We start from the raw sequence: 14,769 nt of genomic DNA on the forward strand, positions 1-14,769 counted from the left end.
CCATGGGGCTGTTCGACAAGCACCTCGCCTATCGCGACGCCTATCAGGCGATCCGCCAAGCCGGGGCCGATCCCTTCAACGTCCGTTTTGACGCTGTCGTGTCACCGACTGAAGGTGTGATCGATGGCCGCTCGACGATCCTGTTGGGCACCAACAACTATCTGGGCCTGACCTTCGACGCCGAGGCCATCGCGGCCTCCGTCAAGGCCGTCCAGGAGCGTGGCACCGGCACCACCGGCTCACGCATCGCCAATGGCAGCTTCGAGGCGCACGTCGAACTCGAACAGGCTCTGGCCAAGTTCTACCGCCGCAAGCACGCCATGGTGTTCACCACCGGCTACCAGGCCAATCTGGGCGTGCTGTCGACCCTGGTGGGACGCGGCGACCACCTGATCCTCGACGCCGACAGCCACGCCAGCATCTATGATGGCTCGCGCCTCGGCCATGCCGAGGTCATCCGCTTCCGCCACAACGACCCCGAGGATCTCTACAAGCGCCTCAAGCGCATGAAGGACCTGCCCGGCGAGCGCCTTATCGTGGTCGAGGGCATCTATTCGATGATCGGCGACACCGCGCCGCTCAAGGAAATCGCCGCCGTGAAGCGCGAACTGGGCGGCTACCTGCTGGTCGACGAAGCTCACTCGATGGGCGTCCTGGGCGAGCATGGCCGCGGCCTGGCCGAACTTGAAGGCGTTGAGGACGATGTCGACTTCGTGGTCGGCACCTTCTCCAAGAGCCTGGGGGCCATCGGCGGCTTCTGCGTGTCGAACCTGGACGATTTCGACGTCATGCGCGTCATCTGCCGCCCCTACATGTTCACCGCCTCCCTGCCCCCCGCCGTGGTCAGCTCGACCCTCGTCGCGCTGAAGCGGCTGGAAGAAGCGCCCGAGCTGCGTCATCGCCTGATGGCCAATGCCCGCCGCCTCTATGACGGCTTGACGGCGCTGGGCTTCCAGACCGGCCCGACCGCCAGCCCAATCGTGGCCATCACCATGCCCAGTCAGGAAAGCGCCATCGGCATGTGGAACACGCTGCTCCAGAACGGCGTCTATCTGAACCTGGCCCTGCCGCCCGCCACCCCCGACAGCCGTCCGCTGCTGCGCACCAGCGTCAGCGCCGCCCACACCGACGAGCAAATCGACAAGGTCCTGTCCGTGTTCGCCGAAGTCGGCGCCGCCCTGGGTCTGATCGACAACGAGCGCCAGCGCGCTCTGGCCTGATGTCCGAAAGGCCGAGGCTCTAAGCTTCGGCCTTTCGTCGGGCTCTCTGGACGCGCCACAACCGCCACAAAACGCCCGGAGCCGCCAGCACGGGATGTTTCTCGCGCCAGGGCGTCAGCGGAACCTCCAGGCCGGTGTGCCGCTCGATCTTCCAGGCCGCATAGCGCGCCGCGCCCTCGAAGGTGAAGGCGGCCTTGACTAGGCGCGCCATGTTCAGCGACTTGCCCATCCGCCGCCGCACCCGCCAGGCCCGGGCGAAGCGGGTGCGCGCCTCGTCGGTCAGATTGGGTTGAACCGAGCCGGGCGCGAGGATGTCGAGCAACCCCTGCTCTCGCCAGCAGGCGATCAGGAGCCGGTCGTAGCGCCCTGCATCAAAAGCCAGGATCGATTGCTCGCGTCCCCCGCGCTCGACCCGGAACTCGGCCTTGTAGGTCTGCTGGAACAGCGCCGACCAATAGGCTTCCGGCGCCCCCTCGGCAGGCCCAAGCGCGGCCGCGAAGCGCGCCGCCGAATGAGCGGCCTCGGCGACGGCGCTGATCACGACCGGCTCCACCTCGGCGCCGGACGACCAGACCAGGGCTGAGGGCTGCACGAACCGGGTCCAGATCGTGGTGTCGATCTCACGGCCCCGCGCCGCCAGGGCGAACTGGGCCAGGGTCATGGAGGCGACCTTGGCGCGCAGGGTGCGCCCCTCATGTTCAGCCTCATGATAGCTGACGTCCGGCCACAGCGCACGCCCCAGGACGCCGCGCCAGCCGCGCCGGGCCCCTGCGGTCAAAACATAGAAATCCATGACGCCGTCGAGGTCGCCGGTTCTGAGCACCGATCCGTAGAACAGCACCGCCACGGGATTCTCGAAGGCTGCGACCAGCGTGCGGGCGAACGTCACGGCATGCGGCGGCGCAGGGGCTCGCAATTGGGCCTCGACCATCGCTGTAACGGCGCTGATCACGACGCCAGGAACCTCAAGCTCGGCCCGAGCGAGACAGTCATGCCGCCCGAGCCTTCATAGACCTCACCATCAAGCACGAACGCCTCGCCGGTCTGGACACGCAGGGTGCTGGCCTGGCCTCGCCGATAGCCCAACCGGGGCAACCAGGCGGGATCCCGGCCGCTCAGCACGGTCACCAGGGCGGGCAGAAACCGGCGGGGCGGGGCGTCGACGTCCAGGACCTTCAGACCCTCGCGCGGCGGTCCGAACGGCTTGAGGCCCAGAGGCAGACGCTTGAGCGTGGTGGCCATCAGCAGGAACCTGGGCCCGTCCGGCGCGGGCTCGCCGTCGATCGCAAGGCTCAGATCAACGCCAGCTCGCCAATGGTCGCGCGCGCCGCCCATCAGGGCGCCAGCCGCCGCTCCCGCGACCGTCAACGCTACAGACAGGCCATGAAACGCGCCCATGCGATTGACACTCTTGGACATCCGCGTAGCTCGCACGAAGGCGCCGAGACCGAACACGAACCCCCTGAGACTCGGACGGCCATCGTCCCAGGCCACGTCCAGCGGCGCGCGGCTCTTGATCACCGCCTTGGTCGAGCGCGCTGCGATCAGAGCCTCCTGCAACGTCCAACCCTGCGCCACGCCCAGATCAATGGCCAGGACGTTGGTCTTGCCCGAGGGCAGGATCGCGATCAGCGGCGGCTTGTCGCCAAAGGCGCGCTGTAGCTGGCTCAGCACGTCACGGACGGTGCCGTCGCCGCCGTCGATGACAAGCAGTTCCACACCGCGCGCCGCGAACGCCAGCAGATCGACCTCCAGCGCCTCGCGCGTCGCCGGCTTGACCAGCATCACGTCGTCCGGCGCCCACGAGTCGGCGCTGCGCCCCATATTGGCGTGGCTGCGCGGGTTGTGGACGACGCCGACCTTCATCAGCGCGACAGCCAGGAGGTGACCGACCCCTTCGGCACGATCAGGGCCTGCAGGATCTGAACCGCATGCACCACCAGGCAGATCGCGGTCCAGGCGGCCACAAGAATGAAGCCCACATCCGGCCGACCAACCAGGGTGGTCGCGGTCAGGAACAACAGATTGGGATTCCGGCGCGCGGTGATCAGCCGGAAGAAGCTGTCGAACGGCCGCCAAGCATGCATTTCCACCTTGAAGAGGGCCAGAAATAGGCCCTCTTCGATCCGCTGGGCCACATAGCCTCCGACGATGATGGTCAGCAGCAGCGGACCATTCGGCACAGTAAAGCCCAGCGCGCCCAGACCCACGAACCACGCCCACCACCAGAAAGGCGGATGGATCAGGTCGATGCTGTGGTCGAAGACATTGCCCCACTTCGACGAGGTCAGCGTCACCCGGGCCAACTTGCCGTCGACCGTGTCGAGGAAGGTCATGATCCAGGCGCAGATCAGGCCTGGGCCATACTGACCGGTCCAGAACAGATAGAAGGCGGCCAGCACCATCAGGAAGCTGGCGAAGGTCACCATGTTGGGCGTCAGCTTGGCCAGAGCGCACCACCGCGTCACCACACGGGCCGGCGCGGGCCAGACATATTTGGTCACAAGGTCAGTGACGCCCTTGTACGAGCCCTTGAAAAGCCGCTTCTCGACCGCATCGACCGTGTCGGGGGTCAAGCGCTCCAGCACCGGCGGCTCACGCTTGCGCAGTTCGCTGTTATAGGCCGAGCCCAGCTCCATCGCCGTCAGGCGCGGGGTGTCGCCCAGCACAGCCGAAAGGTCGCCCCCGTCGGCCAGGGCGCCCATGCCGGCCGCGGCGCGGTCAGAGGGCAGATTATAGGCCACCACCCGTCCCTCGCCGTCGACCAGGGCGACATTGCGCCGCCCGGCCAGGGCGCGGATCAGCGACTCGTCGAACACCCAGCCGGCGTCGACCACCACCACGTCGGCGCCGCTGGGCGAAGCGGCCTCGGCCAGGCCCACCCGGCCATAGATGCGCGAGAGACGCTGGGCCGAGGTCATGCCCCAGATGCGGGCCTTGGCCTCGCCGACGGTCACCGCCGCCAGACGGGCGTCGCCGCCTTGATTACTTCCGCCGGTCAATATGCAAGAACCCCTTGAAACCCGTGGCGATTGATAAGCAGCTTCGCGGGCCTATGACCAGAATCCGCGATCAAGACTTGTCGATATTCCGCATTGCCCACCTGTCCGACCCGCATCTGCCACCGCCCAAGGGCGCTTTCGGCTGGCGAGACGTTGCGTCCAAGCGCCTTCTGAGTCGCATCGCCTGGCGCCGCAAACACAAGGAGCATCAACCCGATGTGCTGACCGCGATCGTCGCCGACATCAAGGCCTATGCGCCCGACCACATCGCGCTCACCGGAGACCTGACCAATTTTACCTCAACCGTCGAGGTCGAGGCCGCCCGCCAGTGGCTGAGCGCGCTTGGTGCTTCAGATAGGATCACGCTGAGCCCCGGCAACCACGACGCCCTGGTGAAGGTCGCCGGACCAGATCGATTCGGGCCCTGGTCGCCCTGGCTGGGCGACCAGGGCCGGGCCGAGTTTCCGCACCTACGCCTTCGCGATGGCGTCGCAATCTTCAACCTGTGCTCGGCCGTGCCGACCGCGCCGCACCTGGCCACCGGTCGGCTGGGCGCCCCGCAGTTGGCGCGTCTCGAGGCCTTGCTGGCCCATCCGGCTCACAGCGACCTTTTCCGCGTGGTGCTGATCCACCACCCGCCGATCGCCGGAGCGGTCTCAAAGCGCAAGGCGCTCGAGGACCAGGACGCCCTGCGGGAGATCCTGGCGCGCCACGGCGTTGATCTCGTGCTTCACGGCCACGCCCACGAAAGCCTGGTCGCGACCACATCGGGGCCGAATGGCGCGGCGATCCCGGTCCTGGGCGTTCCCTCGGCGTCGGCCCTGGGACGCGGCAAACATCCGTCGGCGCGCTGGCATGCGATCGAAATCACCCGGGACGATGCGGGAGCTTTTTCGGTTCGCGTGATCGCTCGCGGCCAGGATCGTGAAACAGGCCGGATCAACGAACTGGGCCGCTACGTCCTGGTCCCACCTCACCGGGTATAGCGCATCTTGATCCGCAGCGCGTTTTCGCCGGCCTGGACCGCGAATCGCACCGTGTCGAACGACGGCGCACCAAACCGTGTCGGCGCGTCATTGGAAAAGCCAAAGCCCTCGGTCGGCATTCCCAGTCGGTTGCGGTCGAAATCCTGGTTGCCATTGGCGTCGTGATAGATAGCCACGGCATAGACGTCCGGCCCCGGCAGGTTGAAGCAGACGCGCATCGTCGGCGCGCTGGCCTTGACCCGCACGCGAAGCAGTTTGCCGCGCGGGGCCAGAAACCGGCGCGGATCTGAGGGATAGACCGTCACGACCACCTCGCCATCGGCCGAAACCAGCTGCGAGACCTGAACCGAAAGCCGGGTTGCGCTGTCACGCCCCTCGCAACCCTCGTCTGCGACCGCAGATGTCGCCGTCATGAGCAAACCGGCCAGGGCCGAAACAAACAAGGCCGATCGTACTTCCATGGAAAAGGTCAGGTCCCTATTGTGCATGCGCGGCGGACAACGCCACGAGCCAGGCCTGTTCATGACCAACGCAACCGCCGCAACGTTTGGCTATCCCCATACCAAGGTGGCCGAAACCGACCACTGGCTTGTTCTGGTTCGGCCCAAGCAACCGACATTTGGATCTCTGGTGCTCATATGCAAGGAAAAGGCTGAAGCGTTCTCGCAATTGAGCGCCGCCGCCTTCGCCGATTTACAGATCGCCATCGACGGAATCGAGCGATTGCTGAGCAAGGTCGTCGCCTATGAGAAGATCAATTACCTGATGCTGATGATGGTCGACCGCGACGTGCACTTCCACGTCATTCCCCGCTATGAGGGCCAGCGCGTCCACGCGGGTCGCACCTTCACGGACGCCGGCTGGCCGGCGGCGCCAGCCTTGGGCGCGACCGTTGATCTGGATGCCGAAGAGGCCACCGCCATGGCGACCCTGCTGGCCCGGGACTGGGCGACGGCGTGAGCCCTCCAATGCTCAATCTGCGTTTGATCGATCGTTACATGCTCAAGCTGGTGGCCTGGCCGATGGTCGGTTGCCTGGGCGTCACCGTCATCGCGCTTCTGCTCGAGCGCATCCTTCGCCTGCTGGACGCCTTGTCACAGAGTAGCGCGCGCTTTGGCTACGTGACCGAACTGGCCGCCAACCTCGTGCCGCACTATCTGGGCCTGGCCCTGCCGGTGGCCTTCTTCGTCGCGCTGTTTATCGTCATCACCAAGCTGTCGGACGGGTCGGAAATCGACGCCTTGCTCGCCACCGGACAGTCGCTGACCCGCGTCGCCGCGCCCTTTGTCTGTGTGGGCCTTCTGCTGGCGGCCTTCAGCGTCGCCCTGTTCGGCTACAGCCAGCCCTACAGTCGCTATGCCTATCGCTCGGTGATGCACGCCGCGGTCAATGCCGGCTGGAACGGCCGACTGTCAGGCGGAGCCTTCATCGACGACGACAACCTGCTGATGACCGCCGACAAGGCGGATCCGGCCGGTCAGAGCCTGACCCGCGTGTTCATCCGCAGGCTCGACGCCAAGGGACGCGAGGAAGTCATCACGGCCGCCACCGCCGACCTCAGCGCCAGCGCGACCGGCGAAAAGGTCACCCTGCTGCTCAAGCGCGGACAGCGTGTGGCCGCCGACGCCGAGGGCGGCTATCGCACCCTGGCCTTCGACCAGTTCACCACCGAAATCCCTCTGGCCGGCGCCGCCACCCTGCTGCGGGTTCGAGGCGGCGACGAGCGTGAGCTGACGCTGAACGAGCTGGCGGGCCAGGCTGCGTCCGGCAAATCGACCCTGCCCAAGGCGACCCTGCTGGCCGAGCTCTACGGCCGCCTGGCCCGCGCCGCCTTCCTGCCGTTCCTGCCCTTGCTGGCCTTCCCGCTGGGCCTGGCCGCCAAGCGGGGCAATCGCACGCCCGGCCTGATCGTGGCGGGCGTCCTGCTCCTGGCCTTCCAGCACGCCCTGCAACTGGGCCAAAGCCTGGCTGAGGCTGGAAAGGCCAATCCCGCCATCGCGATCTGGACGCCGTTCCTGCTGTTCACCGGCTTCAGCGTCTGGATGTTCATGGGCAGCCGCAAACGGCCCGGCGACACCCCCGTCACCCGCATGGTGCGCGCGATAGGCGACGCGCTAGAACGCGGTGTACGGATGGTTCTTCCCAGGAAGCAGGCCGCATAATGAGGCTTCAGCGCTATGTCCTGACGGTCGTCGCGACCCGCATCCTGGGCGCCGCCGTCATCCTGATGAGCATCCTGCAGATCCTGGACCTGCTGGAAGTGACCACCGACATTCTCGACCGGGGCCTGGGCGTCGGCGGGGTGCTCTACTACGCCGCCCTGCGCGCGCCGCGCTTGATCGAGCAGATCGCCCCGATCAGCGTGCTGGCCGGCGGCCTGTTCGCCTTCTCGCAGTTGGCTCGGGAAAGCGCCGTGATCGCCATGCGCGCCGCTGGCGTCTCGGCCTATCGTATCGTGGGCATGGCCGCGCCGGCGGCGGTGGCGATGATGCTGCTGGACTTCACCTGCGCCCAGGTGATCGCTCCACGCACCGATCCTGTCCTGAACGCCTGGTGGCAAGCCACGACGCCCGCCGCCGACAGAAAGGCCGAAGGACCGCGCAGCTTCCGGGTCGGGGATGACCTGGTCATCGCCGACGGCAGCACGCCGAACGGCCGCACCCTGACCGCGGTGAAGATCTATCGCCGCGACAAGACCAGCCGCCTGGTCGAACGCATCGCGGCGCCGTCAGCGACCCTGGGCTCCAAGGGCTGGGAACTGCACAACGCCGTCACGGCCCGCTTTTCCGGCGATCGCACCGACATGGTCAGCGCCAGCCAGATGACCTGGCCATCGTCCCTTCGCCCCGTGGACGTCCAGGCCCTGTTTTCCAACAATCCCGCGCCCTCGGCCGGCTCGGCGCGCCGCGCCCTGCTGAACGGCGGCACTGACCGTCCGCCCAGCTATTATCAGACGCGCCTGCTGGGCGCTTTTGCCGGTCCGTTCGGCGCGCTGATCATGCTGCTGCTGAGCGCGCCCGTCGCCCTGGCCAATTTCCGCAGCCGCCAGGGCGCAGTGCTGCTGACCGGAGGTCTGGCCGCGGGCCTGATCTTCCTGGTCGCCGACGGTCTGCTGTCCGCCCTTGGGGAAAGCGGCGCGATCTCACCTCTTCTCGCCGTCTGGGGCGGCCCCGTGATCTTTGGGGCCCTGGCCGTCACCGCTCTCGTCTCTCTGGAGGGCTGATGCCTTTCGACTCTATCGACGCCGACCTCAAGGTCATCCCGGTCAAGACGCCCGCAGAGATGAAGCGGTTCATCGCCCTACCCGCTCGCCTGAGCTCCGGCGACCCAAACTGGATCACCCCGCTGATCATGGAGCGGTCCGAAGCCCTGTCGCCCAAGACCAACCCCTTCTTCCAGCACGCCGAAGTGCAACTATGGCTGGCCGTGCGCGATGGCCGCGACGTGGGACGGATCAGCGCCCAGATCGACGCCCTGGCGCCGCAAACCGAGGGCCAGAAGACCGGCAATTTCGGTCTCATCGCGGCCGAAAATGATCCAGCGATCTTCAAGATCCTGTTCCGCGCCGCCGAGGACTGGCTGCGCGATCGCCGCTGCACCCGAGCCCTGGGCCCCTTCAACCTGTCAATCAACGAAGAGGTCGGCCTGCTGGTTGACGGCTTCGATACCCCCCCGATGGTGATGATGGGCCATGACCCGGCTTTCACCGGAAAACGGGTCGAGGAGCAGGGCTACGCCAAGGCCAAGGACGTCTACGCCTATCTCTGTGACCCCACCGCAGACCTGCCGACCGCGGTGGTGCGCCGCGTGCGGCGCGGCCTGCCCGACGGCGTGACCCTGCGCGAACTGGACATGAGCCGCTACGATCAGGAAGTCGTCTCGCTCACCGAAATTCTCAACGACGCCTGGGCCGGAAACTGGGGCTTCGTGCCCACCACCGAGGCCGAGACGGCCCAACTGGCCAAGGCCCTGAAGCCGGTCATCGAAAAGAAGATGACCCTGTTCGCAGAGATCGACGGCGAGCCCGCCGGCTTCATCGTGTTGCTGCCCAACATCAACGAGGCGATCCGCGATCTGAAGGGCAAGCTCCTGCCGTTCGGCTGGGCCAAGCTGCTGTGGCGTCTGAAGGTCAGGGGCCTGAAGTCGGCGCGGGTGCCGCTGATGGGCGTGAAACGCAAGTTCGCCGACACCCTGCGCGGTCAGCTTCTGCCCTTCCACCTGATGAACGCCGGCCGCACGGCCTCTCTGGCCCTGGGCTACGAAAAATTCGAGTTCTCTTGGGTTCTCGAAGAGAACATGCCGATGCGACGCATCTCCGAGGCCATGGGCGCCACGATCTACAAGACCTATCGCCTTTATGAGAAGGCGCTTTGAGCGCCCTTGCGGGGGGCTTCAAGGCGCTGGTGCTCGCGGGCTCGCGCGGGGGCGTCGATCCGGTCGCAGACTATGCCGGCGTCAGCCACAAGGGTCTGATTGTCCTCGGCGGCGAGACCTTGCTGACGCGGGTGCTGCGCGCCCTGGACCAGGCCGGCGCCACGCAGATCGGCGTCTCGACGTCCGACCTCGCCGTTGTCGACGCGCTGGCGGGCGTGGCCAAGGCCAGCCCCCTGCCCGCCGCAGGCGGTCCCAGCCAGAGCGTTCACGATGGCGCCAGCCTTTTGGGCGCGCCCCTGCTGGTCACCACGGTGGACCATGCCCTGCTGCAACCGGACTGGATCACGGAGTTCATCGCCTTGGCCCCGGCCGACTGCGACATCGCCGTGCTGATGGCCCCCGAAGCCGTGGTCCGCGCCGCCGCACCCCAGACCCAGCGCACCTACTGGCGGTTCAAGGACGGCGGCTATTCGGGCTGCAATCTGTTCCTGCTGAAAAACGAGACCGCCCTGAACGCCGTCGACTTCTGGCGCAAGGCCGAGAGCCTGCGCAAGCAGCCGTGGCGTATCGCGGCCCTGCTGGGGCCGGTGATGCTGCTACGCTACGCGCTGGGCCTGATGACGCTGGACGAGACCCTGGAACGGCTGGGTCGCGCGGCCGGGGTCAAGGCGGCGGTCGTGCGATCGTCCCATGGCCTGGCGGCGGTGGATGTCGACAAGCCTGCGGACCTGGATCTGGTGCGATCGATCGTCGAGGGCGCCTAGAGCGTCATCATCGGGTCTATCCGTTGGGGAGGAGTGGAGAGAGAGGCCGTCAAGCCTCCACCAACTCCGCCGCCCAGGACGCCGCCAGTTCGCGATTGCGCGGCAGGTCTTCGGGGAAATCCATCTCGGCCCAGTCCAGGCCCTGGATCGATTGCACCCGCACCACGTCGTGCTCCTGGGCAATCTGGTTGATGACGCTGAGATACCAGCGCTTCAGCCCCTCTGGGGTTCTCAGGGCCGCCTCCACGATCTTCGTGAACAGGGCGGCGCCGTCGCTGCTGAAGCGCAGAAAGCCGATCGACTCCGCATCATAGGCTTCGATCGTCTTGCCGATGGCGCGCAGACTGAGACCTTCGGTCAAAACCTTCATGTCATCGGCGTCATAGCCGGCCTTGCGGTCGATGGTGACCGTAATTGGCGCAGGTGGCGCGGCGATCAGGCGTTCCGCTATGGCCGGCTCGAACAGGGTGTCGCCGTTCAAGAGCAGGAAATCGCCGACCATCTCGCCGCGCGCCAGCCAGCAGGTGGCCAGGTTATCCGTCAGTCCGAAGAACGGGTTGAACAGGGTCCGCACCGTCATGCCGGGTAAATCGAGACTGGCGATCTCGGCCTCGACGGTGTCGGCGGCAAAGCCCGTAACCACCACCGCCTCGGTGACGCCCGCCTGCCGCAGGTGGCGCAACTGCCAGTGAAGCACGGTGCGCCCCGACAGTTCGACCAGGCACTTGGGACGCGTATCGGTGAGGGGCGAAAGACGCTTTCCCTGACCGGCGCTGAGGATGATGGCCTTATTCGGATGCGCCACAGCGACTCGATTCACTTCTGGCCGCACGCGTCGGCATCTGATTCAGAACAGGAAACTACAGGATACTGCCGGGCTCATATAGGGCCAGTGTATTCACCCCTAGTCAGGCGTTTCCGGCCAAAGCGCAGGAACAGGACCGAAAAGCAACCTGCGGACTACTTCGCGCCCCGGCAAACTCCCGGCAGGTGGCGCGCCATGTTGAACCCAAGTGGGAATTACAGGGACGTCGTCGCCATCCCAACGCCGAAACGCGGTGTCCAAACGCGTGTCGCGGTTAACTAGTCCGTTCAGCCCCGGATGCGGCGGCATGAAAACGGGTCGCATCGTCCTGATCACCGGCGCTGCCGGCTTGGATAAGGCGAAGGCAAATGCAGTGATCGCCGCCGGCCACGCCGGCCTTGTAGCCTTTGGCGTGCCGTTCCTCGCCAACCCAACTGCGCGGCGAAGAGGTTTCTTAGAACCTGATCAAACCGAACAGCCACTGCAGGATAACGGTCGCAAGCACGAGCCCGGCAATACAAATGACGGCGCATAGGCTGCTATGAAAGCGGCGCCGCGTGGCAATACGGTGATTGTCGATCACAGCCATGGTTCGATCTCCGTTGACGCCATGGACGCTGCGGCCGATCAGCGTAACCTTGTCGTAAAAAACAAATTTCTTCGCCTGGCGGATATGGCTTTATGTTTGCGGCTCCGCTCTTGGCCCCGAGCTCAAATCTTGATCAGATCCGCTCCCTGCTTGTGCGCCGCGAGGGATGGTTTCCCGCGCCGGGATGTGATCGATCCAGTCATCGTTTCAGCGCGATCATCGCCCTCGCGGCGGTTGCTAGTGGGGTTCTTCGCCACCCGATACGTTCATGCTTTCTGCGGTGATGTAGGCGGCTTCATCCGAGCAGAGGAACGCCACGGCGTTGGCAGTGTCGGACGGCAGCCCTGGCCTGCCCATGGGGATGCGGGCGGCCATCTGGGCAAGGTACTGTTCCAGACTCAGGCCCAGGACCTTGGAAAAGTACTCGTTCTGCCAAGCGCCCAGACCCGTGGTGACGTGGTTGGGGCAGACGTTGTTGACGGTGACGCCGTGCGGCCCAAGCTCGATGGCCGCCGATCGGGCCAGACCCACCAGACCGTGCTTCGAGGACGTATAGGCCTGGGCGTGCGGGAAGCCCGACTTCGCCGCCTGGCTCGCGATATTGATGATCCGCCCGCCCTTGCCGCCGGCGATCATCGCCTCGGCGGCCGCCTTCAGGCCGAAGAATGACCCCGTCAGATTAACACCGATCACCGCCTCCCAATCCTCCGGCGCGACCTCCAGCAGGGGCTTCATGATGTAGCCGATCCCAGCGTTGTTGATCCAGATGTCCAGCGAGCCGTGCGTGGAGACCGCGTGATCGGCTAGGGCCTTGACCTCGTCCCAGCGCCGCACGTCGCAAGGCTGGGTGCTGACCGACACGCCCAGAGCGCGCAGATCAGCGGCGATCGCCTCCATCTCATCGGTGGCCCCGATCATCGCGCCGGGCGTGGACCGATCGGTCGAGCGTCCGAGGTCGGAGATGACGATCGAAGCGCCCTCCTGCGCCAGGCGCAGGGCTATGGCTTCGCCAAGCCCCTTGCGACGCCCGGAGCCGGTGATGACGGCGGTCTTACCCGTGAAGCGCCCCATGGCTCAGGCTCCGGTCCAGTCGAGCTTTTCGCTGACGATGAACACCGCGTCGGCGAACGCGCCGAATTCGGCGGCGATCGTCTGCATGGTCGGGGTGGAGACGTCGGCGCCGAACTTGTCCATGTCGGCCACATCGATGATCTCGATATAGTCGTAAGGCGGTTTGCCCTCGCCCATCAGCAGGCCGGCGCTGCGGAAAACCTCGAATCGCTCGATCGAGCCCAGGGCGTTGACCGTCGGCAGGTCGTTGGCGCGCGCCCAGGCTTCATAGTCCGTCGCCGTCTTGCCGGGCTTGAGGTTGAACAGGGCGATGATCCGGGTGGCAGCCATGGTCGTCTCCAACAGACTTTAAATGTTCGGACATTTTAACCGTACGGCGTCGCCCGTCGAGGGGGAACCTGAGGCGCCGCGTAGCCAAATGCGAAGCCAGCCTGACGACTTGCGCAAAAATTGGAGCGGACAGTCTCGTCGGCGCCCGCACAGCGAACGAATGCGAGATTGGCATGTACGGGCGCAGGTTCACGGGTCGTCCTCCGTCGCATGCTGTTGACAGGCGGACCATTGCCTCGCCATAAATGTCCGGACATTTAGAGGCTCCCATGTCCTTTCGTTCTTTTCTCTTCGTGCCCGGCGCGCGTCCCGAGCGCTTCGGCAAGGCGCTGTCGGCCGGCGCGGACGCCGTCTGCATCGACCTGGAGGACGCCGTTGCGCCGGATCAGAAAGCGACGGCGCGCGCCCAGACCTTGGACTGGCTGAACGCGGCCGCCGACCGCGCGACACCGATCGGGTTGCGGATCAATGGCGTCCCCACCCTCGATGGCCTGCGCGATCTGGTGGCCTTGGCCGACAGCGAGGCCAAGCCGGCGTTTCTGATGCTGCCCAAGGTGGTTCACGCCGAAGAGCTTCGCATCGTCAAGGAGGCCCTGGGCGCCGCGACGCCCGCGCTGTGGCCGATCGTCGAGAGCGCCGGCGCTTTGAAGGAAGCCTGGGACATCGCCGCCGCGCCAGGCGTTGAGGGCGTGCTGTTTGGCGGCGCCGACTATTCAGCCGACCTGGGCGTTTCGATGGACTGGGAGCCCCTGTTCCTGGCCCGCTCGACCCTGGCGGCGGCCTGCGCCCGCGCCGGCGTGCAACTGCTCGATGTGCCGCACATCGACATCAAGGACGAGGATGGCCTGGACGCCAGCACCCGCCGGGCCAAGGTCCTGGGCTTCAGCGGCCGCGCCTGCATCCACCCCACCCAGGTGGCCGTGGTCAACGCCGCCTTCACGCCGACCGAGGCGGAAATCGCCCAGGCCCATCGCATCCTCGCGGCCTTCGAAGCCGCCCGTGGCGCGGCCGCGCTCTTGGACGGAAAACTCATCGAGGCGCCGGTTATCCGGTCCGCCCAACGCACGCTCGCGCGTGTGCAAAAACCATAGGGACAAGATCGTGGTTCAGAACTGGAAAGAAGTCGGCCCCAATCGCTATCGTGAAACCTTCGGCCGCTACTACGAGGATTTCCACGTCGGCGACGTCTATGAGCACCGCCCCGGAAAGACCGTCACGGAATATGACAACCACCTGTTCACGCTGCTGACGCTGAACACCCATCCGATGCACTTCGACGCCGAATTCGCCAAGGCTTCGGAGTTCAAGCAGAACTTGGTGGTCAGCCCCTATACCTTGGCCCTCCTGATCGGCATGAGCGTGACCGACGTCTCGCAAAAGGCCATCGCCAATCTGGGCATGGACGAGGTGAAGTTCACCGCGCCGGTGTTCGCCGGCGACACCCTGTATGGCGAGAGTGAAGTGTTGGCCAAGCGCGAGAGCGCCTCGCGTCCGGGTCAAGGCATCGTGACCATCCGCACCATCGGCAAGAACCAGCGCGACGAAATCGTCTGCAGCTTCAAGCGCAACATGCTGATCCCCGGCCGCGGCAACGCGGTTGAGGATAAAGTTTCAACCTACTGATTGAT

17 protein-coding genes are annotated in these 14,769 nt (G+C 65.9%); 10 read left to right on the forward strand and 7 right to left on the reverse strand.

The annotated features are described in order from the left end of the window. The first annotated feature begins 2 nt into the window (after nt 1–2). Entirely contained in the window at nt 3–1,220 is a 1,218-nt protein-coding gene (spt, locus tag ACW18B_RS15035) for a serine palmitoyltransferase (protein WP_492047833.1), read from the forward strand. A 19-nt stretch (nt 1,221–1,239) separates the two neighbouring features. Here the strand turns inward: spt and ACW18B_RS15040 are convergent, their stop codons facing one another. From ACW18B_RS15040 to ACW18B_RS15050, 3 genes are read right to left on the reverse strand one after another with little or no spacing between them, the layout of a single operon-like run. Then, a complete protein-coding gene (locus ACW18B_RS15040) occupies nt 1,240–2,169 on the reverse strand; it encodes a hypothetical protein (RefSeq protein WP_492051738.1) in 930 nt (309 codons plus the stop codon). Next, entirely contained in the window at nt 2,169–3,086 is a 918-nt protein-coding gene (locus tag ACW18B_RS15045; RefSeq protein ID WP_492047834.1) for a diacylglycerol/lipid kinase family protein, read from the reverse strand. The genes ACW18B_RS15040 and ACW18B_RS15045 overlap by 1 nt, the downstream gene beginning before the upstream one ends. Beyond that, the gene (locus tag ACW18B_RS15050; RefSeq protein ID WP_492051739.1) at nt 3,086–4,141 is read right to left on the reverse strand and encodes a CDP-alcohol phosphatidyltransferase family protein; all 1,056 of its coding nucleotides are present in this window, start codon (nt 4,139–4,141) and stop codon (nt 3,086–3,088) included. Before ACW18B_RS15050 ends, ACW18B_RS15045 begins: the two co-directional genes overlap by 1 nt. 158 nt (nt 4,142–4,299) lie before the next feature. Here ACW18B_RS15050 and ACW18B_RS15055 point away from each other — a divergent pair, with 158 nt between their 5' ends. After that, on the forward strand, nt 4,300–5,208 hold the full coding sequence (locus ACW18B_RS15055; RefSeq protein ID WP_492047835.1) for a metallophosphoesterase family protein: 909 nt from the start codon (nt 4,300–4,302) through the stop codon (nt 5,206–5,208). On the opposite strand, the gene ACW18B_RS15060 is transcribed toward ACW18B_RS15055, so the two are convergent. Further along, nucleotides 5,196–5,696, reverse strand: a complete 501-nt coding sequence (locus tag ACW18B_RS15060) for a DUF2141 domain-containing protein (RefSeq protein ID WP_492047836.1) — start codon at nt 5,694–5,696, stop codon at nt 5,196–5,198. The two genes, ACW18B_RS15055 and ACW18B_RS15060, sit on opposite strands and share 13 nt — an antisense overlap. A 34-nt stretch (nt 5,697–5,730) precedes the next feature. Between ACW18B_RS15060 and ACW18B_RS15065 the strand changes: the two genes are divergently transcribed. Genes ACW18B_RS15065 through ACW18B_RS15085 form a run of 5 tightly spaced genes read left to right on the forward strand, consistent with a single transcriptional unit; the run spans nt 5,731 to nt 10,346 of the window. After that, a complete protein-coding gene (locus ACW18B_RS15065) occupies nt 5,731–6,168 on the forward strand; it encodes an HIT family protein (RefSeq protein WP_492047837.1) in 438 nt (145 codons plus the stop codon). Nucleotides 6,169–6,176: 8 nt separating this feature from the next. After that, the gene (locus tag ACW18B_RS15070; protein WP_492047838.1) at nt 6,177–7,370 is read left to right on the forward strand and encodes an LptF/LptG family permease; all 1,194 of its coding nucleotides are present in this window, start codon (nt 6,177–6,179) and stop codon (nt 7,368–7,370) included. Next, nucleotides 7,370–8,431, forward strand: coding sequence for an LptF/LptG family permease (locus ACW18B_RS15075; protein ID WP_492047839.1), 1,062 nt, complete (start codon nt 7,370–7,372; stop codon nt 8,429–8,431). Before ACW18B_RS15070 ends, ACW18B_RS15075 begins: the two co-directional genes overlap by 1 nt. After that, nucleotides 8,431–9,582, forward strand: coding sequence for a dATP pyrophosphohydrolase (locus tag ACW18B_RS15080; protein WP_492047840.1), 1,152 nt, complete (start codon nt 8,431–8,433; stop codon nt 9,580–9,582). The genes ACW18B_RS15075 and ACW18B_RS15080 overlap by 1 nt, the downstream gene beginning before the upstream one ends. Further along, a complete protein-coding gene (locus ACW18B_RS15085) occupies nt 9,579–10,346 on the forward strand; it encodes a nucleotidyltransferase family protein (protein WP_492047841.1) in 768 nt (255 codons plus the stop codon). Before ACW18B_RS15080 ends, ACW18B_RS15085 begins: the two co-directional genes overlap by 4 nt. Before the next feature lie 49 nt (nt 10,347–10,395). Here the strand turns inward: ACW18B_RS15085 and ACW18B_RS15090 are convergent, their stop codons facing one another. Then, nucleotides 10,396–11,151 (reverse strand): phosphocholine cytidylyltransferase family protein, encoded by a 756-nt coding sequence (locus tag ACW18B_RS15090; RefSeq protein ID WP_492047842.1) that lies wholly within the window; start codon nt 11,149–11,151, stop codon nt 10,396–10,398. A gap of 307 nt (nt 11,152–11,458) precedes the next feature. Here ACW18B_RS15090 and ACW18B_RS15095 point away from each other — a divergent pair, with 307 nt between their 5' ends. Further along, nucleotides 11,459–11,686 carry a hypothetical protein gene (locus tag ACW18B_RS15095; RefSeq protein WP_492047843.1) on the forward strand — a complete coding sequence of 76 codons (228 nt, stop codon included), beginning with the start codon at nt 11,459–11,461 and terminating at the stop codon, nt 11,684–11,686. A 291-nt stretch (nt 11,687–11,977) separates the two neighbouring features. Here ACW18B_RS15095 and ACW18B_RS15100 read toward each other — a convergent pair whose 3' ends face one another. Then, complete coding sequence (locus tag ACW18B_RS15100) at nt 11,978–12,811, reverse strand: SDR family NAD(P)-dependent oxidoreductase (RefSeq protein ID WP_492047844.1); 834 nt, start codon at nt 12,809–12,811, stop codon at nt 11,978–11,980. 3 nt (nt 12,812–12,814) lie between these two features. After that, nucleotides 12,815–13,141, reverse strand: a complete 327-nt coding sequence (locus ACW18B_RS15105; protein WP_492047845.1) for a hypothetical protein — start codon at nt 13,139–13,141, stop codon at nt 12,815–12,817. Between the two features lie 269 nt (nt 13,142–13,410). On the opposite strand from ACW18B_RS15105, the gene ACW18B_RS15110 reads away from it, so the two are divergent. Together ACW18B_RS15110 and ACW18B_RS15115 are read left to right on the forward strand one after the other, a co-directional pair. Continuing rightward, nucleotides 13,411–14,232 (forward strand): HpcH/HpaI aldolase/citrate lyase family protein, encoded by an 822-nt coding sequence (locus ACW18B_RS15110; protein ID WP_492047846.1) that lies wholly within the window; start codon nt 13,411–13,413, stop codon nt 14,230–14,232. A 10-nt stretch (nt 14,233–14,242) separates the two neighbouring features. After that, a complete protein-coding gene (locus tag ACW18B_RS15115; RefSeq protein WP_492047847.1) occupies nt 14,243–14,764 on the forward strand; it encodes a MaoC family dehydratase in 522 nt (173 codons plus the stop codon). Nucleotides 14,765–14,769 lie beyond the last annotated feature (5 nt).

Source organism: Caulobacter sp. FV2ps19 (assembly GCF_058681035.1).